Origin of the sequence: Phaeobacter piscinae (assembly GCF_002407245.1) — a bacterium.
GTDB classification, from domain to species: domain Bacteria; phylum Pseudomonadota; class Alphaproteobacteria; order Rhodobacterales; family Rhodobacteraceae; genus Phaeobacter; species Phaeobacter piscinae.
This window is the reverse complement of record NZ_CP010681.1, coordinates 3,123,523-3,143,114: the sequence shown is the minus strand read 5'-3', so window position 1 is coordinate 3,143,114 and position 19,592 is coordinate 3,123,523. Positions and strand designations below refer to the sequence as shown.

Here is a 19,592-nt window from a genome sequence, read left to right as displayed (position 1 = left end):
ATGTACCGGCAAAGGCTGCCGGTATCGCATAAGAGCCTGTCATAGGTTGCCCCGGCAGGACACGATCTGGATCAAATTCCCCCAGATGATGTCTCTGCCGGGGTGTGGATCTTAGTCCTGAAGCGCGTCCCACATCTCCAGATCGCGCTGGGCGGTCCAGATGCGCGGGGTATCAACGCCGCGGGCCTCATCATAGGCGCGCGCCACATTGAAGGGCAGGCAATGCTCATAGATCGCGTAGTCCGCGAACTTCGGATCACATTCGGCCCGCACGGCATCCCAGGCCTCTTTCAAGGTGCCGTTTCTGGCCGCCACTTTGGCGGCGGGGCGGTAGGTGCTCTCAACGAAATCGCGGGTATTCTCAATGGCAGCGTTGACCATCTCCTTGCCAACCAGCGCATCACCGCGGCCGGGTGCGATGGCATCCACGTCGTAGGCTTTGATATTGTCGAGCGTGTCGCCCCAATCGCTGAAATGCCCGTCACCGCAGTAGCAAGCGGAGTGGTATTCAACGATGTCGCCGGTGAACATGACGTTCTGGTCCGGCACATGGATCACAGCATCACCCGCGGTATGAGCGCGGCCCAAATGTTTGATATCAACGCGGCGGTTGCCGAGGTAGACAGTCATGGAATCGCTGAAGGTGGTGGTCGGCCAGGTCAGGCCGGGGATGCTCTCATGGCCTTCGAACAGACGCGGAAAGCGCTGGAACTCACTGTCCCAGTCCTCCTGCCCGCGTTCGACCACCATCGAACGTGCCTTATCCGACATGATGATGTTCCGCGCGCCAAAGGCCGATGCGCCCAGCACGCGGACAGCATGATAATGCGTCAGCACCACATGAGTGATCGGCTTGTCGGTCACGGACCGCACGCATTCGATCACCTTATTTGCCAGCCGCGGGGTGGCCTGCGCCTCGACAATCATCACGGAGTCATCGCCGATGATGACGCCGGAGTTCGGGTCGCCTTCGGCGGTGAAGGCATAGAGGCCTTCGCCGATTTCATCGAAGGTGATCTTCTTTTCGCTCATGTCCCCTTGGGACGCAAAAGCCTTTGCCATGGTGGTCTTCCTTATCTTGCGTAGGGGTCTTCAAGTGCGGCCAGAACAGTGCCGGTACAGTCGCCAAAGCCAATGGTATAGCCATCGCCCTTGGCCGCGCCCTTCAGGGTCAGCGTATCGCCATCTGCGATGAAGGACCGCTCCTCGCCGGTGTCCAGCGTCAGCGGCTCCTTGCCGCCCCAGCTGAGTTCCAGAAGTGAGCCGCGGCTGTCTTTGGTTGGGCCGGAAATGGTACCAGATCCCAAAAGATCGCCCGCGTTCATCGGGCAGCCGGAGGTGGCGTGATGTGCCAGCTGCTGCGCGGCGGAGTAGTACATTTCCTTGTAGTTGGTCCGCGCGATGGTGGTCGCGTCCTTGCCCTGTGGCGCCATGGTGACTTCTAGGTCGATGTCATAAAGCATCGGCCCGCAGTCCTTCAGGTGATCCAGCAATTCCACCTCGCGCTCTGGTGTGTTGCAGCGGAACGGTTCCAGCGCCGGTTTGGTCACGATCCAGGGGCTGATTGTGTTGGCCGTTGCCTTGGCCTGAAACGGACCCAGTGGCTGATATTCCCAGGCTTGAATGTCACGTGCAGACCAGTCGTTCAGCAACACGTAGCCAAAGATATGATCATCGGCTTCCTGAACGGTGATCGGGCCATCGGAAGGGGTGCCGACAATCGCACCCATCTCCAGCTCGATGTCGAACCGCGCGCAAGGCGCCCAGCGGGGTGCGGCATCGTTCGGTCCCTTCAGCTGGCCCCAAGGGCGGCGCACATCGGTGCCGGACACCACGACAGAGGATGCGCGACCGTTATAGCCGATGGGGATGTGCAGCCAGTTCGGCGGCAGGGCGTTTTCGGGGCCGCGGAACATGGTACCGACATTGAAGGCGTGGTTCTTACCTGCATAGAAGTCAGTGTATTCGCTGACTGCAAACGGCATGTGCAACTCCGCACCGGCTGCCGGAACCAGCAGGGGTTCCAGCTGTTCCTGCTCGGCAGCGCCGTCGGACAACAGCGCAGTCAACCGTTCGCGCAGCGCGGCCCAGACGGCCGGGCCTTCCTCCATCAGATCATTCCAATAAGGCACGTCAAACAGCGGCGCATCGCCCAGCTGGATCAGTCCGGCCTCCTCGGCGGCCTGCATATCCAGGATCATGTCTCCGATCGCAACACCGCAGCGGGGATCATCACCGTCGACAGAGAACACCCCATAGGGCAGGTTGTTCAGCGGGAAGGGGTGGGTCGCACTATTGGCAGAGGAGACCCAGGATTTTTTCAAAGGCATGCGTGATCCTTTTGTTTGAGAGCCGCTGCTCTCGTCATCTTTCCCGAAATACTCCGGGGGTGAATGCGGCCCTCAGGGCCGCAGAGGGGGCAGCGCCCCCCTTTGCTTATTTTTTGCCCGGGGTGCCGTCGAATTTCTTTTCGATGTCAGCCCAGCAATCGATGTAGTCATCCTGCAGCGGTGCCTCATTGGCGGCAAATGGCGTCAGATGCTGCGGGAAACGCGTCTCGAACATGAAGGACATGGTATTGTCCAACTTTTCCGGACCCAAGTTTGCGTTGGATGCGCCCTCAAATGCGTTTCTGTCCGGGCCATGCGGCAGCATCATATTGTGCAGGCTGACACCACCGGGGACAAAGCCCTGTGGCTTGGCGTCATACTGGCCATAGATATTGCCCATCAGCTCGGACATGATGTTCTTGTGATACCACGGCGGGCGGAAGGTATCTTCTGCCACCATCCAGCGTTCCCGGAACAACACGAAATCGATATTTGCGGTGCCGGGCTGGCCCGATGGGGCCGTCAGCACAGTAAAGATCGACGGATCCGGGTGGTCAAACAGGATGGCGCCAACCGGGCAATAGGTCCGCAGGTCATATTTCATTGGCGCGTAGTTGCCGTGCCAGGCCACCACATCCAGCGGTGAGTGACCGATCCTGGTCTCGTGAAACTGGCCACACCACTTGATGGTGACGGTGGATGGCGTCTCGCGGTCCTCAAACGCCGCCACCGGCGCCTTGAAATCGCGCGGATTGGCCATGCAGTTGGCACCGATCGGGCCACGGCCAGGCAATTCAAACTTCTGCCCGTAGTTTTCGCAGACAAAGCCACGACAGGGGCCGTCCAGCACTTCGACCCGGTAGACCAGCCCGCGTGGGATGATGGCGATTTCCTGGGGCTCGAGATCAATGATGCCCAGCTCAGTCGCAAACCGCAGGCGCCCTTCCTGTGGAACCACCAGCAATTCGGAATCAGCGGAATAGAAATAGCTGTCCACCATCGAGTCGGTGACCAGATAGACATGGCTCGCCATGCCGACCTGGGTGTTCACATCACCTGCCGTGGTCATGGTGCGCATGCCCGTGAGCCAGGTCAGTCCCTCGGTGCCATGCGGCACCGGATCCCAGCGGTACTGACCGAGGCTGATCACATCCGGATCCACGTTCGGGGCGGACTTCCAATAGGGCAGATCAATCTTGGTGTAGCGATGAGAGTGTTTTACCGAGGGGCGAATGCGATAGCACCAGGTGCGCTCATTCTGGTGGCTTGGGGCGGTAAAGGCGGTGCCACTCAGCTGTTCACCATAGAGACCGTAGTTGCATTTCTGCGGGCTGTTCATGCCTTGCGGCAGGGCGCCGGGCAACGCTTCTGTCTCAAAGTCATTGCCAAATCCGGGCATATAGCCCGCGTGAGGCCCGGCAAGAGACGGGGCCTGGATCATTTCATGGGCATCGACTTTGTGATTCATGAGGCGCTCCTTTTGGTGTTCTCTGTTTCGGTAATAGTTGATTTTGTAACTAACAAGGGATAGCTCTGCCCTATGGATGAAAAAGATGACTTCGCGTTACAGGATTTCTTGCCGTATCTGCTCAACCGGGCGGCGGAGGAATCCTCGCTTGAGTTTCAAAAGCACTACAAGAACCGCTATGGAATGCTGCGCAATGAATGGCGTGTGCTGTTTCACTTGGGCAATTACGGCCGCATGACAGCAACCGAGATCGGCCAGCGTGCCAAGATACACAAGACGAAGATCAGTCGGGCGGTTGCGAAACTGGCGGAACGTCGTTTTGTGCTACGTCATCGCGACGAGAAAGATCGTCGTGCCGAGCACCTGGAACTTACGTCGCAAGGTGAGGCCGCTTACCGGGACCTGAGTACGCAGGCTGCGATCTATGATCGTCAACTCGCGGGGCGGCTTAGCGACGGGGAAAGTGCGGCGCTGCGCGACATGTTGCGCAAACTTGCAGGAATTGAGCCATAGACATCGCCGGGTTGAGGCCTCAGATTGGACCGGGACCACAATATGAGGCCGTGCATAATGACGGATGCCGCTTCACGCGCCACGCCGATAATCGACTGGCTCACTGCTGAAGGGCTACGGGGGGCCAGCCGTCAGGAGATGTTGCAGGGATTCTGCCAGAGGCTCGCCGATACCGGGGTACCCCTGCTACGCTTCCATCTGGCACAGCGCGCCTATCATCCGAAATATGGTGGTATTGGGTTCAGCTGGACGCGGGCCGACGGGCTGTCGCATGAGTTCTATGAACACAGCGATACCCCACGAGATGAATGGCTCTACAGCACCTTCTACTACATGTTGGAACGCGATGTGCCTGAGTTCCGCAGTAAGCTGACAGGCCATGTTCTGGAGAGGTTTCCAGCGTTGGCGCAGTTCAAGCAGCGCGGAGCAACGGATTACTTTGCCTTGGCAAAGCGGTTCGGCGATTTCGCTGACGCACCCTTTGATCCGCGCCGCCCGGGTGAGGGGATTTTGTCGTCCTGGTCGACCGATCATCCCGAGGGATTTACAGATACAGACTTGGCCCTGATCCGCCAGATTTACTCGCATCTGGCATTGGCGCTGCGCGCGGCATCTGCACAGCAGATGGCCAAAGATCTGTTACAGGTCTATCTGGGGCGCGACGCCGGGCAGCGGGTTTTGTCGGGCGAAATTCAACGCGGATCTTCCCGCCAGATTGATGCGGTGATCTGTTACTTCGATCTGAAAGGGTTCACCCAGCTGGCAGAGCAAATTCCGGGTGCCGAGCTGATTGATATGCTCAACGATTACTTTGGTCTGGCTGTTGAGACAATCCAGTCTCACGGCGGGAATATCCTGAAATTCATGGGTGATGGCATATTGTCCATGTTCGATCTTGGCAGCATTGGTGAGGACGCGACTGCTGCCCTCGCTGCCGCCAGCGCACTGCAGGGGAAAATTCGCAAGCGCAATAAGGAGCGCGCAGCGCAAGGCGTGCCAACTGCGGATTTCACTCTGGCGCTGCACGCGGGCGAAATCCTCTACGGAAATATCGGCTCTGAGAACCGGCTGGATTTCACAGTTATCGGGCCAACCGTCAATCTGACGGCGCGGATATCCGGTATGCATACCTCCGTTGGGCGCAGCATCATCGTATCTGAGCAGGTGCAAAAAGCAGCTCAACCGACCAACCATGATCTGGTCTCGTTGGGTCGCTATATGCTGCGCGGTGTCGCAGAGCCGGTGGAGTTGTTCACGATCTACGAGGGGTAATTTCCGCGACCTGTTGGGGCTGGAATTCAGCGAAAGGTAAAATTTGCCATAATTTTCGCATTTTTCTCCCTTAGTGCTGAAAGCAGGAAAAGGGTGTGGTCAGTGAGATTCGTCGAAACCTCGCAACGCGTCACCCCGGACAGCGACAGAGCAGCAAGGATAAGATGCAATGAAACTGACACTGCGCATGACCCATCTGACAGCCGCAGCGGCTGTGTGGTTTGCAACTGGTCCGAATGCCTTTGCAGCGGGTGAGTGGCCGGATGCGGGTGGCCCTGGGAACGGCAACGGCAACGGCTGGGGCAATGGCTGGGGCAACGGCTGGGGCAACGGCGGAGGTAACGGAAATGGCAATGGCAACGGTGGGGGCCAGACGGTTCCGGAAATTGATGTCAGTGCCGGTCTGCTCGCCGTCGCTGCGGTTGCGGCAGCGCTTCTGCTGACTTGGGAACTGCGCCGCCGCCGATCCATACAGAACTGATGCTGTGATGGCGTATGACGACAGAGGAAACCGGGTCTAGATCAGGGCCCAGTTTGCTGTGGCAAAGGCGACATAGGCGATCAGCGCATTGGCCACCATATGGGCCAGTATCGCCGCAGCCAGACCGCCGCCGCGCAAATATAGCGCACCAAAGATGGCGCCAGCCGCCATTCCCAAGGCAAAACGGTCGTGCATCAGGCCAAAGAGGGCGCTCGTGATGAGAAGTGCGACAACGGCCCGTAGAATCTGACCTTGTCCTGCCATGCGGCGCAGCAAATATCCGCGAAAGAACAACTCTTCGATAATCGGGATCAGAACGACGGTGCCGAGAAGACGTGTGCCAACCCAGAGCATATCGCGTTCATCGGTGCCACCCCGGCTGATGTCCGGTGTGGACATCACAATCCAGACAGCGGCGATCGCGGCGCCGGCCGCGATGTCAATTGGCCTTGGTCGATATGCCAACTGGCGCAGGGCAGGCCAGAATACGAGCAAAGCGGCGGCCATCATCGCGGCGCGCAGCGGGTACCCTTGCGCAGGATCTGCCCAAATCGCGGACACCAGCACACCGCTTAACATCATCACGATGAATGGGACGATGGAGGCAAGCAGCATATCAGCGCGCATCGGCGGCAGTTCAGCCGCAGCTGCGGCCAGCGCCTCTGGATTGGTCTGCAACCAGCGAGAGCGATGCGCAATGGCCAGCACCAGCAGCGCCAATAGTGTAAACATCAGCCAGCCGGCGTAACTGTGGAAGCCGTTAACGGCATGCTCCGGTGCGATCCATGCACCGATCAGGATCAGGATGGCGATACGCACGATGTTGAATGCCCAGCTGAGCAGCAGCGCCGCAGGGAACAAGACCAGCCAGTACCGTGTCTGACGAATATCCCGTCCCATCAGTAACGCATATAGCCCCATAAAGGTGGTGACGAGCGCAAAGCCCTCCACGCCGGAGCATGGTTCGCCGATCTCCACCAGAAACCCGTCAACGCGGATCAGATGCAGCGCCGCATCAGACCAGACCGTCGCGCCCGAGACTTCCAGTACCCATGTCACCAGAACGAAGGTCACCGAGGTCAGTGCCTCAATGTTCCAGATCGGCTCCATCATGCGGGTGATGTCCGGCATGACCAGCGCCACCATCAGCGCCAGCGTCAAAGAGAGCCCGCAGCCGCGCAACCAGATCAGCCATGCACGCAGTGGCATCAGGGACAGCACCCCACCCAGTCCGGCAATAGCGCCGCCGAGGCAGATTAGAATGAGCGTCGGCGATATCCATGCGTTGATCCCGGTAGGGCCAAACAGTGCCAACGGGACAAGCGCGATCATTAGGCCCGCAAGGTTGAGCACCAGCGCCGAGGGGCGTCTTGGGGCCTGTCCGATGGCAGACGTCAATGCGTGATATGCGCTGCGCATCAGGATCAGATAAAGCCCAAGCACGGTTAGAACGGCCAACAAGCGCCCGGCGATCGAGCGCACAGTTGTGCACGCCAGATCTGCGCCGGTGAATTTGCAATGCACATTGGCCAGCAGCTGATAGGCCACCATGATGACAAACAGTTCAGCAACTGCCAGCCCAAGGATCAGGACCAGCCGACGCCCGCCGCGCTGAGCGATCGGACCGGTCTCGCCGGTGATGGGGGGCTGGTCAGATATCGACATCCACGCCTGGCAGGTTCAACGATTTCATCATGTCCCGCAGTTCCTGACGTGCGGCGATATTGGAGATATTCAGCTGTTTGACGCCAATATCCTTCAGGTCCAGCAACGTCAGCCCACGCGGGAACAACTCCCGAAAGACCACGCGCTCGGAAAAGCCGGGCGCCACGCGAAACCCGATCCGTTTGGACAGCATGGAAATGGCGCGTTCCATCTTCTCCTTGTTGACCATGCGCTGGGTGCCAACACGATTGCGGATCACGATCCAATCAATCGGCTTCAACCCGGCCTGGGCCCGCAGCTGCCGCGCATTCCAGACCATTTCGGAATAGACGGACGGGCCGGTGATTTTCTCACCTTTCTGATCGGTGTGAGCGAGGAGGTCAAAATCGACAAAACTGTCGTTCAGCGGCGTGATCAGCGTGTCTGCCAGCGAATGGGCGACCTGGCTTAGACGGGTGTGCGATCCGGGGCAGTCGATCAGGATGAAATCATTGCTGGGTTCCAGTTCGGAGACCGCAGCAGACAGTCGGTGATCGTAGACATTCTCGCCGGGTTGCAGGCTATCGGCGTCGATTTCAGGGAGCTCGTGCAGGGCAACCAGCGGCAGCTCCAGCGCGGCTTTCTCCATGAACGCCTTGCGGTTCTCCAGATAGCGCCCGAGCGACCGCTGCCGCAGATCAAGGTCCAAGGCGGCAATTTTGTACCCCAGCCGGGCCAGCGTGGTTGCCACATGCATGGAGACGGTGGACTTGCCCGCCCCACCTTTTTCGTTGCCGACGACAATAATATGCGCCACGTTCACTTCCCCCAATCACTGCGCAAAATACTGCGCATCTTGGGCTGACTATACTGTCCGGTCGAATCGATGGGAAGCGCGATATCCGCAGGTTAGGGCCTGATTTAGGCTCTGTAGTTTCCTCAGGGTGAACTTGCGCAATGAACATGGTCGCCGGAGTTGCAACAAAAAACGCCGCTCAAAAGAGCGGCGTTTTCCGAAAAAACAAGACAGGTTGGCTTAGAAGCCCAGACCTTCGTATTTCTTTTTGAACTTGGACACGCGGCCACCGGCGTCCATCAGACGGGTGGAGCCACCGGTCCATGCGGGATGCACGGTGGGGTCGATGTCCAGCGCCAGAGTGTCACCCTCTTTGCCCCAGGTGGAGCGCATCTTGAGGATGGTGCCATCGGTCATTTTGACGTCGATGAAGTGGTATTCGGGATGGGTGTCTGCTTTCATGATACCACTCCTTACGCTTTGGCTTTGTAGTTTGTATCTTCTGCAATCCGTGCGGATTTACCGCGACGGGCGCGCAGATAGTACAGTTTCGCGCGACGCACACGGCCGCGGCGAACGACAGTGATGCTGTCGATGTTGGTCGAGTGCAGCGGGAACACACGTTCCACGCCTTCGCCAAACGAAATTTTGCGAACGGTGAACGAACCGGCGATGCCGGAGCCGTTTTTGCGGCTGATGCAGACGCCTTCGTAGTTCTGCACGCGCGAACGGCTGCCTTCGGTCACTTTGTAGCCGACGCGGATGGTGTCACCGGCTTTGAAATCGGGGATCTCTTTCCCCAGGGCGGCAACTTGTTCCGCCTCCAACTGTGCGATCAGGTCCATCGCAGGTCTCCTATAGTTGCTCGTGGTTTTGCCCACGAAGTTTTGCGCGGTTGCGAGAGCTCTTGGTCTTCACCGGGTCCCGCAGATAGCAGCCCGCCAGAGATCACTCCGTTCTTTCCTAAGCGTGTACCGTGCGCCCCCCAAATTGCCGAAGAAGGCGGGTCAGGGATTTCAAAATGCAACAGAACACAGGTCCACAGACGCAACAGCGAATCCAGACAGGGGCCTTTTATGCCTGTTTGGTCAGCGGATCAAGGGGAGAGGTCGCGTTTAAGAACCGCAAATCCCGCCTTCGAATCGTTCAGTCTGGCGTCTTGCGATCTTGGTGTGCCTGCCAGAGATCAGGGCGTCGGGCCTTGGTGATGTCTTCGCTCATTTTCTGGCGCCATTCAGCAATTTTACCGTGATGGCCGGACATCAGCACATCAGGAATGGTCTGCCCTTTCCATTCCGCTGGGCGGGTATATTGCGGATGTTCAAGCAGGCCGGAGGAAAAACTCTCCTCTTCGGTGGAGGCTTGATTGCCAAGAACGCCGGGGATCAGGCGCACAGTGGCGTCGATCATCGCCTGCGCTGCAATCTCGCCACCGGTCATCACAAAATCCCCCAGAGAAACTTCCTGAATGCCGTAGTGTTGCAGAACCCGTTCATCGACGCCTTCAAAACGTCCACAAAGCAGTGTGACACCATCGCAGCGCGCCAGATCCTGCATCAAGGCCTGATCCATCCGGCGCCCGCGCGGCGACAGGTAGATCAACGGCCAATTGCCGACAGCGCCCGCCATCGTATGCTCAATCGCATCCCCAAGCACATCCGCCCGCAGCACCATACCAGCGCCACCGCCGGCGGGGGTGTCATCGACATTGCGGTGCTTTCCGATGCCGAATTGGCGCAGATCGACGGTCTCCAGCTGCCACAGCCCCTCTTGCAGGGCCTTGCCGGTCAGGCTTTCCCCCAGAATGCCGGGGAAGGCATGCGGGAACAGGGTCATGATTTTCGCCTTCCAAACGCCGACCAGATCCGGCGTCGGCGTCATCAGCTCGCGTGGCTTGAACGAGGGGCGAATAGCCTTGCGGCCGTGAGATTTGTTTTGTGCACTCATGAGACGCTGTTTAATCCAGTTAGAACGACACGCAATAAAAAGCTTTGGTGTTTGGATGAATTCGGAAATGGCCCCTATTGTAACCGACCATGAGTATCAGGCCGCAATCGAGGATGTGCAGGCGCGGGCCAAAGCGTTCTGGCCACGTATTGCGTCGGACCTTGGTCTGGCTGCCGAAGGTGCGCGGTTTCGTCAGCTTCTGGTGAACAGCCGGTATCAGCATGTTCGCAGCGTTCAGGAGGTGACAACGGCAACTGGGCAACGCTATGTCTTGAGGGCGGTTTTTGACGGCGCCACTGCCGCCCGGCAGATCAGGGTTCTTGATCGGCATCAGCAATCGGCGCTTGACCTGCAATCGGTATGCGGCGTGTCATCGCCTGACGTCCTGTGGCGAGATCAAGATAGCGCTGTAGTTTTAATGGATTTTGTCCAAGGGGAGACTGCCTACCGCGAGCTGACTATGACCGAATACGGGTTTGGTGACCGAGCAGAGGTTCTTCGCCGGATTGGACACGCGGTCGCTGAGCTGCACAGGGTTTCGGATGCCGGAGATATGCAATTCTGGCCCAAACCCTTTCTGAAACAGATCTCAGCGCGGGCGGAGACGGTACGAGCCGGGAAGTTTCAGGTCTTGAAGCCGAAGAGGTATTTGGGTCTCTGCGCGCTGCTTCACCGGGAGGCACGGCGTGCACGTAAACAGACATTCCGCGGTGCATTGGAGCATGGAGATCTGCATCTGCGGAATATCCTGATGTGCGACAGCGAGGTGTCATTCATAGACTATTCAAACCATGACGGAATATTCCCGCAGCGCGATATTGCCGATATTTGGTTGTCCAACTGCCCCGACCACCTTGCTGCGGAAGGGCGCACGCCTGGTTTCGGAGGGGTGGCCAGAGCGGATTGGGCAGCATTTGAGGAGGGTTATGGTGCAGAACTGACGACGGATCCTATCTTCAGGTTCTTCTTTACCTGGCGCCTGTTCAAGCTGTGGTCAGCACTGGGCAGAAAACGATCGGAACCGCGACAGCGAACGCAGGATGTCGCTGCCGCCGCAGAACATGTTTTGGAGCAGCTGTTGGCAGCTGAAGGCTGACAGCCTCAGAACACGCCATCCGGTGGGTCTGCGATGATGCGCCCGCTTGCAAGATCAACCGTCGGTACAGCTGCCAGCGTGAACGGTAGCAGCACGGTTTTGCTCTCCGCCGGGATGGCGATTTCCAGCAAATCGCTGGCGCCGTGGTTCTGGACTGATTTTACGCTCCCCAGCAGTGTCCCGCCGGTGTCATAAACCTCAAGGCCCATCAGGTCGGTGTGATAATATTCATCATCCGGAAGATTTGGCAGCCGCTCGCGTGGTGCAAACAGGCGCACCCCCTTCAAAGCATCGGCCTGCTCCTTGGTCTCGATCCCGCCGATACGGGCGGTAAACCCGTTCTTGATGGCGCGGACCAAGGTGATCGTATAGGTCTGGCTGCCGTCTTCAGTGCTGAGCGGAGAGTAGTCTTCAATATCCTCGGGCATGGCGCAGAAACTCTTCAGGCGTACCTCGCCCCGCACCCCATACGAGCCTGAAATGGCACCAACGCAAATCTGCTCAGTCATTCAATCCATCCTTTGCAGAACCGCGCAGCAGTCCAAGTGCCGCCTGCGAGTCCACAGCGTTCTGTTTGGTAGTTGCGTTCATAGAGAACACCTGCGGTAAAGGCGATCAGAACAAAAACCGCAAGCCGGATCAATCGCCACATCTGTGGATTACCGGGTTTCGACCGGCAATGCGTTGCGGCGGGTTTCCCAGCCTAGCTGTTCCAGCTCCGGTGTTTTGGACATCCGCTCCGGGTGGCCAACGCAGAAATATCCGATCAACTGCCAGTCGGCCGGAACATCCAGATCCCGGTTCAGCTGTTGCGGATCAAGGATCGACACCCAGCCCAGCCCCAAACCTTCGGCACGCAGGGCGAGCCAGAACAGGGTCACAGCGGTAACAACCGAATAGCGGCGCATCTCCGGCATGGTGCCAGCGCCGAGCTTGTGACCTTTTGTTGTGGAATCATCGCAGTAAATCGCCAGCTGAACCGGTGCTTCGCGCATTCCGGACAGTTTCAGCTTGGCATAGCGTTCAGCTTTGGCTTCGGAAAAGCCCGCCAGCGCCGAGGCATTTGCGGTCTCGAAATTCTCAAGTGCGGCGGCCCGAGCTGAGTCACTTTCGACACGGATCACCCGCCAGGGTTCGCTGAGCCCGACCGAGGGCGCCAGCTGAATGGTGTCGAGACAGCGCGTAAGCACTGCCTCGTCCACCGGATCGGAGCGAAATCGGCGCACATCGCGCCGGACACGCATCAACAGATCAAGTTGCATGCGGAAGTCTTCAGAGAATGAATTGTCCCGCATGTTCATCAACTTACTCCGCGTCTGCAGTCGCTTCAGCAGCCTTGGCTGCTTTTTCTTCGGCGCGCTCCTGAGCTTTCTTGCCCGGGGTGCCTTTCTTGGGGTTGTTCCGCTCCACCTTAGCGCGAACGCCTGCAGCTTCCAACATCCGAGCGATACGATCTGTGGGCTGAGCGCCCTGATCCAGCCAGTGCTGCACGCGCTCCATGTCCATTTTTACGCGCTCTTCACTGTCTTTCGGCAGCAGCGGGTTGTAGGTGCCCAGCTTTTCGATGAAGCGACCATCGCGCGGCATGCGGCTGTCAGCAGCCACAATGCGATAGAAGGGACGCTTTTTCGAGCCGCCGCGGGCCAGACGAATTTTCATTGCCATGGGTTCAGTCTCCTTTAATGGCGTTTACAGGGATATCCCTGTTATTCCTGGTGTTTCTTATGGTGTCGGATGACTTCCTGAATGATGAAATTCAGGAAAGCCTTGGCGAAATCGGGGTCCAGGTCGGCCTGTTCCGCCAGGTCTTCGAGCCGTGCGATCTGCGCGGTTTCGCGCGTCGGATCGGACGGGGGAAGGTCGTGTTCAGCCTTGAGTTGGCCCACCGCCTGGGTGTGCTTGAACCGCTCGCCCAAAGTGTAGACGAGAATGGCATCAAGGCGATCAATGCTCTCGCGGTGGCCTTTCAGCAGCGCCGCTGCACGGGCGACGGGATCTTGGGTCTCTGTCGTCATTTCTGGCTCCGCGAGGGAATGAATGGAACGCGCATCGCGCGGCTTTGGGTGATGGGATCAGTCAAGCGCCCAGCCCTCCGGTTTAAACAGGGGATCTGCGTAATGGCTGATTTCCATCTCGATCCCATGGATCAGCTGGCTGTCCTTCAGCGCATTCGGGGACGGGTGGCGATAGACAGCGTCGCTGCCGTCAATCGTGTCGGCATCGTGATCCTTCTGTGCGCCCAGCCGCTCTGCCAAACGGATCGAATCCAGATTCTTCGGATCAATATAGCTGACCGCGCCATCCCAGCCGAGGGTATTGTAATAGTAGTTGCGGGCCGCGTGAGTGGCTTCCAGCGCATAGCCCTTACCAGCGGCATCAGGCCAGATGATCCAGGCGATTTCGCGTTCTGGCCAGCCTGCGGGCATCCAGCCCCCGGCCATCCCATATGTTTCCTCGGTGATCTTGTCGTGGATCATCCACATGCCAAACCCGCGCACCTGCCAATGGCCAATTTCAGCGGCGTAGAGCATCCAGGCTTCGTATGGATTCAGTGGACCGCCCATGAAGCGCGCGCGATAAGAACTGAACGTTGCCTTGAAGTCGGGATAATCCACGGCTTCGGGGCCCCGCAGAACCAGGCGTTTGGTTTCGATCACTGGGATGGACGAGGGCATTAGACACCCCCCGCGCTGCATGAAAAACGGCGACAGATCATTGGAGACGCCCCGTTATCACAGGCTCGCCCAACAGGCGCTGGCGCGGCTGATGCCGCCAGGTTCGCATGTTGTTGGCCGGGGCCAGGCGGAACGACACCAACTGCTCAGGCCGGGCGCCAATGCGCTGTGCCAGAGCAATGGATGCAGCATTGTCTTCCGGAATGAAGGAGGCGATGTTGCTCCAGTTCTTCTCACGAAAGATCCAGTCTAGAACGGCTTCAGCGGCCTCGCTTGCGTAGCCTTTGCCGCGGGCGTCCTCTGTTAGGTGCCAAGAGAGCTCCGGCTCTGGCCAGCCTTTGGGGAACCACGGGCCAATCATGCCGACGGGGCGCCCGGTGCTGCGCTCGACCAGAGCGAACAGCCCGTAGCCGCGCAGATGCCAGTGACCGATGATGGTGGCAATTGACCACCACAGCGCATCCGGATCGTCTGCTGCATCAATAAACCGCGGCGCGCCAATGCGCAGGAAGGCATCATGCGCATCAAAACCGGCTTCCGCAGGGGACACCAGTGTAAGCCTCTTCGTCATGAGGCTGGGGAAACGATAACCCGTATTTGACATTACCACATCCGTATCGACCCCTGCGGCACAGGCCGCAGCGATCTGTTTATGCATCAAAGACGGTCCGACCATGCCAGATGCCGGAAAATAATGAGTTAAAGCACCGTCCAGGCGTGGCAGAGTCGCCACAGCGGCACCGCTACGGTGGCCTGTGGAGCAGGAAAAGCGGAGATCCATCATGCGTAGGCCTCCATCCCGCCGTCCGCATCAGGTGCGTTATGGCGGTAGACGAGCGTATCTGCAGAAGTTTCGCCTTCGGGCAAAGGTGCCTCAGGATCCTGGGTGCCCCCTAGCCTCTCAGCCACTGAGACCGATTTGTCGTTTTCGGGCGTGATGTAGCTGACAAGGGTGGTAGCGCCCATCTGGGACCACGCCCACTCCAACGCTGCAGATGCTGCTTCGGTGACGTAACCGTTGCCCTCGAAGCCGTTGCAGAGTGTCCAGCCGATCTCTGCTTCGGGGTAATGGGCTGGTTTGTTGATGCCAACTTGGCCAACAAGTGCACCGTCTTCGTTGCGTTCTATTGCCCAGCTGCCGAAACCCAGAAGGGACCAGCTGCCCACCTCAGCGGCAATTGTCTGCCAGCTGTCCTTGAGTGAAAACGGCCCGCCCATATAGCGTGCGCGTTCACTGGCCAGCACATCGTGAAGCGGCGCGAAGTCCGACATCACGTGGTGGCGCAGCGTGAGGCGCGCAGTGGATATGGTGGGCGCAATGGTCATCTTACTTCTTCTTGCCCAGACCGCTCAGACCGCCGGGCAGGCCCATGCCGCCAAGGCCGGGTAGCCCGCCGGGCATACCGCCCATGCCACCGGGAAGGCCCTTGCCGCCGCCCATGGCTTTGGCCGCTGCTTCCAGCGCTTTTGGATCCATCTGGCTCGGATCCATTCCAGCCATATCGGGCATGCCGCCGCCTTTGCCGAACATGCCAGACATGGCTTGTTTCAGCATCTTGCCTTTGCCCATCTTGCCCATCTTCTTCATGACGTCGGCCATCTGACGGTGCATTTTCATCAGCTTGTTGAGGTCGGAAACCTGCATGCCGGACCCTGCAGCAATGCGTTTCTTGCGAGACGCCTGAAGTAGGGCGGGATTGGCGCGTTCTTTCTTGGTCATCGACTGGATCATGGCGATCTGCTGGCGCAGTACCTTGTCATCAAAACCGGATTCTTCGACCTGTTTTGCCATTTTGGCCATGCCGGGCATCATCTGCATCATGCCCTGCATGCCGCCCATCTGGATCATCTGCTCAAGCTGCATCTTCAGGTCATTCATATTGAAATGACCCTTCATCATGCGCTTCATCATGCGCTCGGCCTGTTCGGCCTCGATGGTTTCCTGGGCTTTTTCAACCAGAGCAACGATATCGCCCATGCCGAGAATCCGGCCTGCGATTCGGTCAGGCTCGAAGGTCTCGATGGCGTCCATCTTCTCGCCCAGACCGACAAAGCGGATGGGTTTACCGGTGACCGCGCGCATCGACAGCGCCGCACCACCGCGACCGTCGCCGTCCATCCGGGTCAAAACGACGCCGGAGATACCGATCTTGGCATCGAATTCTTCGGCCACTTCGACCGCGACCTGACCAGTCAACCCGTCAACAACCAGCAGCGTTTCGCGGGGGGAGACGACATCGCGGACGTCCTCGACCTCCTGCATGAGCACTTCGTCAATCTGCAGGCGGCCGGCAGTGTCGAGCATATAGACATCGTAGCCACCCAAGGCGGCCTGCTGTTTGGCGCGCTTGGCGATATCGACAGGTTTCTGACCTGGCACGATCGGCAGCGTGTCGACACCGATCTGGGTGCCAAGTACCGCCAACTGATCCATTGCAGCAGGGCGATACACATCAAGCGACGCCATCAGGACGCGCTTGCCTTCTTTATCTTTCAGACGCTTGGCAAGCTTACCAGTGGTGGTGGTCTTACCAGAACCTTGCAGGCCAACCATCAGGATGGGGGCTGGCGGGTTGTCCACTTTCAGCTGGCCTGGATCTTCGTCACCGCGTAGCACATCCACCAGCGCGTCGTGGACGATTTTGACAACCTGCTGTCCCGGCGTGACCGATTTGGTCACCGCCTGGCCTGTGGCCTGCTCTTGTACACGTTTCACAAAATCCCGGGCAACCGGTAGCGAGACATCCGCCTCCAGCAGGGCAACGCGGACTTCGCGCAGGGCAGTTTTGACGTCCTCTTCGGACAGCGCGCCCTGTTTGGTCAGCCGGTCAAAGACACCGGATAGGCGTTCGGATAAATTTTCAAACATGCCTTCGGCCTCCTATGCCGGTTTCAACGTGGGCGCCCCACATGTAGGGAGCAAAGGATCCATGCGCAATCACCCCCACGGGCGTAACACGCTGGTGGAGGGCGATCCCTGGCAAGGGCAGGGACCGGAAGACTGTAGCGGCTCCCGGATTTGGGCCATGCGTTACGCGTTTGGCCGCAATGAGTCAACCCGGACCGCTTAGGCCGGGAATAGATGGCCCGCTGCCATGCGTTGAGCGCAACGGTTGACGCAAGGCACTGCGGTGGGGGAGTATCAGAGTGCGGGGCACGTCTATACGCGTGCAAGCGCCATCGCATTGCAGGTGCGTGAACAGCGCCTATGCGATGGCTCTTTGGTAGATGTCAGACATGAACAAAAACATGGGTCAGCCAAGCCCCCACTGCAGAGGCAGCTATTCTCAAGGCATCTGGTGCGACGTTCCTGTCGTATTCCTTCATCGGGCGGCTTTGCAGCCACAGAAGGATCAAGACAGATGCGTGTGTTTACAGTTATTGGCCCCTCTCATTCCGGCAAGACTGAGCTGGCAAAAGCCCTAGCGACACTTCAGGAGCCAGAGCAGAAGCCGCAGCAGGCCACAGGTGTTGCGGAGTTGAGAGCGTTTCCATTCATGGATGAGGCCTGGGGCGTGATTGATATTGCCGGCGGGGTTGAGAACTTGGCGACGGCGGGGCCGGCGTTGGCAGCCAGCGATGCGGCGGTTGTTTGCGTGTCGGCGGATCCATCTGCCGGGGTTTTGGCCGCGCCTTATCTCAGGATGGTCGAAGAGGCGGGTATTCCCGCCTTTCTTTTTATCAACCGTATGGATCAGGCCGCCGGGCGGGTGGCCGATATCGTCGCCGCGCTGCAAACCTATTGTCGGCACAATATCGTCCTGCGCCAGATACCGATGCGGACCGGGGGGGAGGTGATCGGGGCGGTGGATCTGATCTCAGAACGGGCGTGGAAATATCAGGAGGGGCAGCCCTCAGCCCTGGTGGCTTTTCCGGATAGCATCCATGCCCGCGAACGTCAGGCGCGGGGAGAAATGCTGGAAGCGTTGGCTGACTATGACGACGATCTGCTGGAGCAACTGATCGAAGATCGCAAGCCGCTGACAGAAGCGGTCTATGATGTGGCCACCCGCGTCTTGCAGCATAACGATTTGATCCCGGCGCTTTTGGGGTCTGCGCTTCATCGCAACGGGATCCTGCGTCTGATGAAATCCCTGCGCCATGAGGCCCCCGCGGTTGAGGTCGCAGCACAGCGGTTGGCAGCGGACGGGCAGCCTCTGGCAGTAGGGTGTATCGGAGACCTTGTTAAACATCTCGGCAAGACGGTCGTCGTCCGCGCGCTGAGCCAACCGGTGGGAGCGGGGGCGCAGGTTGGAGGTGGCAACCTTGGAGCGATGACGCAGTTGAGGGGGGAGGGTACGGCTGCGAAAACCGGCGCAAGCGCGCCTGCCACCGGGCGCGCTGCTGGCAATGGCCGCAACCCATCCCCCTCCGGTTCTGGTGACCTTGCACCGGGGGATATCGCGCAAGTTGTGAAATCGGATCACCTGAGCCTTGGGTACGCCTATCTGGAAAACCGTGCCGCTCAATTGCCGCAGTGGGCCCAACCGCGCCCGTCAAGCTATCAGCGGATCGTCACGCCCGTGCACGATCGCGATGATGTCCGGCTGACCGCAGCGCTGGAGCGCATTGCTGAGATTGATACCGGCATGCAGGTCGAACAGGATGAGATCAGCGGGCACGCGCTGCTGCACCTGCAAGGGCCGCTGCATCTGCGCCGTATCCTAGGGCTGCTAAGCGACTCGTTCGGTATCGAGGTAGGAGATGAACCTGTTCCGCCCGCCCTGCGGGAGACCATCACGCGACCAGTCACAATCCATCATCGCCACCGTAAACAATCTGGCGGAGCTGGTCAGTTTGCCGATGTGGTGTTGAGCCTTGCGCCAGCCGCGCGCGGGTCGGGTTTCCATTTTACCGATGAGGTCAAAGGCGGTGCGGTGCCAAAGGGCTACATTCCGTCGGTGGAGGCGGGTGCGCGCGAGGCGTTGAAGGCGGGTGCCAGCGGCCATCCTGTTGTCGATGTGCAGGTGACCCTGAAGGATGGCAAGCACCACTCCGTTGACAGTTCTGACTACGCGTTTCGTACGGCGGGCAAATCTGCGGTTCGTGAGGCGCTGGCGGAGGCGGGGTCGGTGGTACTGCAACCCATCATGCGGGTGGAGATCCACGTCCCTTCGGTCTTCACTGGTGGGCTTGTTCCAGTGGTCAGCGGGATGCAGGGGCAGATACTTGGTTTCGCAGCCCACCCCGAGGCCGCAGGCTGGGACGTGTTTGAAACCCTGCTGCCGGTGGCGGTTCAGGACCAGCTCTGTAGCAGCCTTGCCAGCGCAACTCGCGGAACAGCCTGGTTCTCAAGCGGGTTCGATCACTACGAAGAGGCGCGCCGCACATCATCTGCGGCAGGTGGCGGGCGCTGATGAAACGCTGATA

At 59.1% G+C, this 19,592-nt stretch carries 21 protein-coding genes; 5 read left to right on the top strand and 16 right to left on the bottom strand.

Going from position 1 to position 19,592, the window contains the following annotated elements:
- Window positions 1-111: 111 nt before the first annotated feature.
- From phaeop14_RS14930 to hmgA, 3 genes are all read right to left on the bottom strand, one after another.
- Window positions 112-1,062 carry an MBL fold metallo-hydrolase gene (locus phaeop14_RS14930; protein WP_096789979.1) on the bottom strand — a complete coding sequence of 317 codons (951 nt, stop codon included), beginning with the start codon at window positions 1,060-1,062 and terminating at the stop codon, window positions 112-114.
- Window positions 1,063-1,073: 11 nt separating this feature from the next.
- Window positions 1,074-2,330 carry a fumarylacetoacetase gene (fahA, locus tag phaeop14_RS14925; RefSeq protein ID WP_096789978.1) on the bottom strand — a complete coding sequence of 419 codons (1,257 nt, stop codon included), beginning with the start codon at window positions 2,328-2,330 and terminating at the stop codon, window positions 1,074-1,076.
- Window positions 2,331-2,436: 106 nt separating this feature from the next.
- Window positions 2,437-3,798 (bottom strand): homogentisate 1,2-dioxygenase, encoded by a 1,362-nt coding sequence (gene hmgA / locus phaeop14_RS14920; RefSeq protein ID WP_096789977.1) that lies wholly within the window; start codon window positions 3,796-3,798, stop codon window positions 2,437-2,439.
- Between the two features lie 72 nt (window positions 3,799-3,870).
- Here hmgA and phaeop14_RS14915 point away from each other — a divergent pair, with 72 nt between their 5' ends.
- From phaeop14_RS14915 to phaeop14_RS14905, 3 genes are all read left to right on the top strand, one after another.
- Window positions 3,871-4,311, top strand: coding sequence for a MarR family winged helix-turn-helix transcriptional regulator (locus phaeop14_RS14915; protein ID WP_040176139.1), 441 nt, complete (start codon window positions 3,871-3,873; stop codon window positions 4,309-4,311).
- Window positions 4,312-4,368: 57 nt separating this feature from the next.
- Window positions 4,369-5,583, top strand: a complete 1,215-nt coding sequence (locus phaeop14_RS14910; protein WP_096789976.1) for an adenylate/guanylate cyclase domain-containing protein — start codon at window positions 4,369-4,371, stop codon at window positions 5,581-5,583.
- A 169-nt stretch (window positions 5,584-5,752) separates the two neighbouring features.
- Window positions 5,753-6,064, top strand: coding sequence for a VPEID-CTERM sorting domain-containing protein (locus phaeop14_RS14905; RefSeq protein WP_096789975.1), 312 nt, complete (start codon window positions 5,753-5,755; stop codon window positions 6,062-6,064).
- 36 nt (window positions 6,065-6,100) lie between these two features.
- Here the strand turns inward: phaeop14_RS14905 and xrtE are convergent, their stop codons facing one another.
- The 5 genes from xrtE to trmD form a co-directional block, all read right to left on the bottom strand.
- Window positions 6,101-7,729: an exosortase E/protease, VPEID-CTERM system gene (gene xrtE / locus phaeop14_RS14900; protein WP_096789974.1), complete on the bottom strand. Its 1,629-nt coding sequence runs from the start codon at window positions 7,727-7,729 to the stop codon at window positions 6,101-6,103.
- The gene (locus tag phaeop14_RS14895; protein WP_014878849.1) at window positions 7,716-8,525 is read right to left on the bottom strand and encodes a division plane positioning ATPase MipZ; all 810 of its coding nucleotides are present in this window, start codon (window positions 8,523-8,525) and stop codon (window positions 7,716-7,718) included. Before phaeop14_RS14895 ends, xrtE begins: the two co-directional genes overlap by 14 nt.
- Before the next feature lie 219 nt (window positions 8,526-8,744).
- Window positions 8,745-8,966 (bottom strand): 50S ribosomal protein L31, encoded by a 222-nt coding sequence (gene rpmE / locus phaeop14_RS14890; RefSeq protein ID WP_014876110.1) that lies wholly within the window; start codon window positions 8,964-8,966, stop codon window positions 8,745-8,747.
- A gap of 11 nt (window positions 8,967-8,977) precedes the next feature.
- Window positions 8,978-9,349, bottom strand: coding sequence for a 50S ribosomal protein L19 (rplS, locus tag phaeop14_RS14885; protein WP_014876109.1), 372 nt, complete (start codon window positions 9,347-9,349; stop codon window positions 8,978-8,980).
- 301 nt (window positions 9,350-9,650) lie between these two features.
- On the bottom strand, window positions 9,651-10,451 hold the full coding sequence (gene trmD / locus phaeop14_RS14880; RefSeq protein ID WP_096789973.1) for a tRNA (guanosine(37)-N1)-methyltransferase TrmD: 801 nt from the start codon (window positions 10,449-10,451) through the stop codon (window positions 9,651-9,653).
- Between trmD and phaeop14_RS14875 the strand changes: the two genes are divergently transcribed.
- A complete protein-coding gene (locus phaeop14_RS14875) occupies window positions 10,450-11,547 on the top strand; it encodes a phosphotransferase family protein (protein WP_244905778.1) in 1,098 nt (365 codons plus the stop codon). The two genes, trmD and phaeop14_RS14875, sit on opposite strands and share 2 nt — an antisense overlap.
- A 5-nt stretch (window positions 11,548-11,552) precedes the next feature.
- Here the strand turns inward: phaeop14_RS14875 and rimM are convergent, their stop codons facing one another.
- The 8 genes from rimM to ffh form a co-directional block, all read right to left on the bottom strand.
- Window positions 11,553-12,056, bottom strand: coding sequence for a ribosome maturation factor RimM (gene rimM, locus phaeop14_RS14870; RefSeq protein WP_014878852.1), 504 nt, complete (start codon window positions 12,054-12,056; stop codon window positions 11,553-11,555).
- Window positions 12,057-12,206: 150 nt separating this feature from the next.
- Window positions 12,207-12,848 carry a 5,6-dimethylbenzimidazole synthase gene (gene bluB, locus phaeop14_RS14865; RefSeq protein ID WP_096789971.1) on the bottom strand — a complete coding sequence of 214 codons (642 nt, stop codon included), beginning with the start codon at window positions 12,846-12,848 and terminating at the stop codon, window positions 12,207-12,209.
- A gap of 4 nt (window positions 12,849-12,852) precedes the next feature.
- Window positions 12,853-13,212, bottom strand: coding sequence for a 30S ribosomal protein S16 (gene rpsP / locus phaeop14_RS14860; protein WP_014876104.1), 360 nt, complete (start codon window positions 13,210-13,212; stop codon window positions 12,853-12,855).
- 41 nt (window positions 13,213-13,253) lie between these two features.
- The gene (locus phaeop14_RS14855) at window positions 13,254-13,562 is read right to left on the bottom strand and encodes a chorismate mutase (RefSeq protein ID WP_040176153.1); all 309 of its coding nucleotides are present in this window, start codon (window positions 13,560-13,562) and stop codon (window positions 13,254-13,256) included.
- Between the two features lie 57 nt (window positions 13,563-13,619).
- Window positions 13,620-14,222, bottom strand: coding sequence for a GNAT family N-acetyltransferase (locus tag phaeop14_RS14850; protein ID WP_096789970.1), 603 nt, complete (start codon window positions 14,220-14,222; stop codon window positions 13,620-13,622).
- Window positions 14,223-14,259: 37 nt separating this feature from the next.
- Window positions 14,260-14,880: a GNAT family N-acetyltransferase gene (locus tag phaeop14_RS14845; protein ID WP_244905777.1), complete on the bottom strand. Its 621-nt coding sequence runs from the start codon at window positions 14,878-14,880 to the stop codon at window positions 14,260-14,262.
- A gap of 122 nt (window positions 14,881-15,002) precedes the next feature.
- A complete protein-coding gene (locus phaeop14_RS14840) occupies window positions 15,003-15,548 on the bottom strand; it encodes a GNAT family N-acetyltransferase (RefSeq protein WP_096789968.1) in 546 nt (181 codons plus the stop codon).
- 1 nt (window position 15,549) lies between these two features.
- On the bottom strand, window positions 15,550-17,091 hold the full coding sequence (gene ffh, locus phaeop14_RS14835; RefSeq protein ID WP_024095740.1) for a signal recognition particle protein: 1,542 nt from the start codon (window positions 17,089-17,091) through the stop codon (window positions 15,550-15,552).
- Between the two features lie 493 nt (window positions 17,092-17,584).
- On the opposite strand from ffh, the gene phaeop14_RS14830 reads away from it, so the two are divergent.
- Window positions 17,585-19,579: an elongation factor G gene (locus phaeop14_RS14830; RefSeq protein WP_096789967.1), complete on the top strand. Its 1,995-nt coding sequence runs from the start codon at window positions 17,585-17,587 to the stop codon at window positions 19,577-19,579.
- Window positions 19,580-19,592: the final 13 nt, after the last annotated feature.

Excerpts from the sequence above, each read along its gene's own strand:
- phaeop14_RS14905 (WP_096789975.1), top strand. The coding sequence starts at position 5,753 with ATGAAACTGACACTGCGCATGACCCATCTGACAGCCGCAGCGGCTGTG.
- hmgA (WP_096789977.1), bottom strand. The coding sequence starts at position 3,798 with ATGAATCACAAAGTCGATGCCCATGAAATGATCCAGGCCCCGTCTCTT.
- rimM (WP_014878852.1), bottom strand. The coding sequence starts at position 12,056 with ATGACTGAGCAGATTTGCGTTGGTGCCATTTCAGGCTCGTATGGGGTG.
- fahA (WP_096789978.1), bottom strand. The coding sequence starts at position 2,330 with ATGCCTTTGAAAAAATCCTGGGTCTCCTCTGCCAATAGTGCGACCCAC.
- phaeop14_RS14875 (WP_244905778.1), top strand. The coding sequence starts at position 10,450 with ATGAGACGCTGTTTAATCCAGTTAGAACGACACGCAATAAAAAGCTTT.
- rplS (WP_014876109.1), bottom strand. The coding sequence starts at position 9,349 with ATGGACCTGATCGCACAGTTGGAGGCGGAACAAGTTGCCGCCCTGGGG.
- rpmE (WP_014876110.1), bottom strand. The coding sequence starts at position 8,966 with ATGAAAGCAGACACCCATCCCGAATACCACTTCATCGACGTCAAAATG.
- phaeop14_RS14915 (WP_040176139.1), top strand. The coding sequence starts at position 3,871 with ATGGATGAAAAAGATGACTTCGCGTTACAGGATTTCTTGCCGTATCTG.
- phaeop14_RS14910 (WP_096789976.1), top strand. The coding sequence starts at position 4,369 with ATGACGGATGCCGCTTCACGCGCCACGCCGATAATCGACTGGCTCACT.
- phaeop14_RS14930 (WP_096789979.1), bottom strand. The coding sequence starts at position 1,062 with ATGGCAAAGGCTTTTGCGTCCCAAGGGGACATGAGCGAAAAGAAGATC.
- phaeop14_RS14855 (WP_040176153.1), bottom strand. The coding sequence starts at position 13,562 with ATGACGACAGAGACCCAAGATCCCGTCGCCCGTGCAGCGGCGCTGCTG.
- xrtE (WP_096789974.1), bottom strand. The coding sequence starts at position 7,729 with ATGTCGATATCTGACCAGCCCCCCATCACCGGCGAGACCGGTCCGATC.
- trmD (WP_096789973.1), bottom strand. The coding sequence starts at position 10,451 with ATGAGTGCACAAAACAAATCTCACGGCCGCAAGGCTATTCGCCCCTCG.
- bluB (WP_096789971.1), bottom strand. The coding sequence starts at position 12,848 with ATGAACATGCGGGACAATTCATTCTCTGAAGACTTCCGCATGCAACTT.
- rpsP (WP_014876104.1), bottom strand. The coding sequence starts at position 13,212 with ATGGCAATGAAAATTCGTCTGGCCCGCGGCGGCTCGAAAAAGCGTCCC.
- phaeop14_RS14840 (WP_096789968.1), bottom strand. The coding sequence starts at position 15,548 with ATGACCATTGCGCCCACCATATCCACTGCGCGCCTCACGCTGCGCCAC.
- phaeop14_RS14845 (WP_244905777.1), bottom strand. The coding sequence starts at position 14,880 with ATGCATAAACAGATCGCTGCGGCCTGTGCCGCAGGGGTCGATACGGAT.
- phaeop14_RS14850 (WP_096789970.1), bottom strand. The coding sequence starts at position 14,222 with ATGCCCTCGTCCATCCCAGTGATCGAAACCAAACGCCTGGTTCTGCGG.
- phaeop14_RS14830 (WP_096789967.1), top strand. The coding sequence starts at position 17,585 with ATGCGTGTGTTTACAGTTATTGGCCCCTCTCATTCCGGCAAGACTGAG.
- ffh (WP_024095740.1), bottom strand. The coding sequence starts at position 17,091 with ATGTTTGAAAATTTATCCGAACGCCTATCCGGTGTCTTTGACCGGCTG.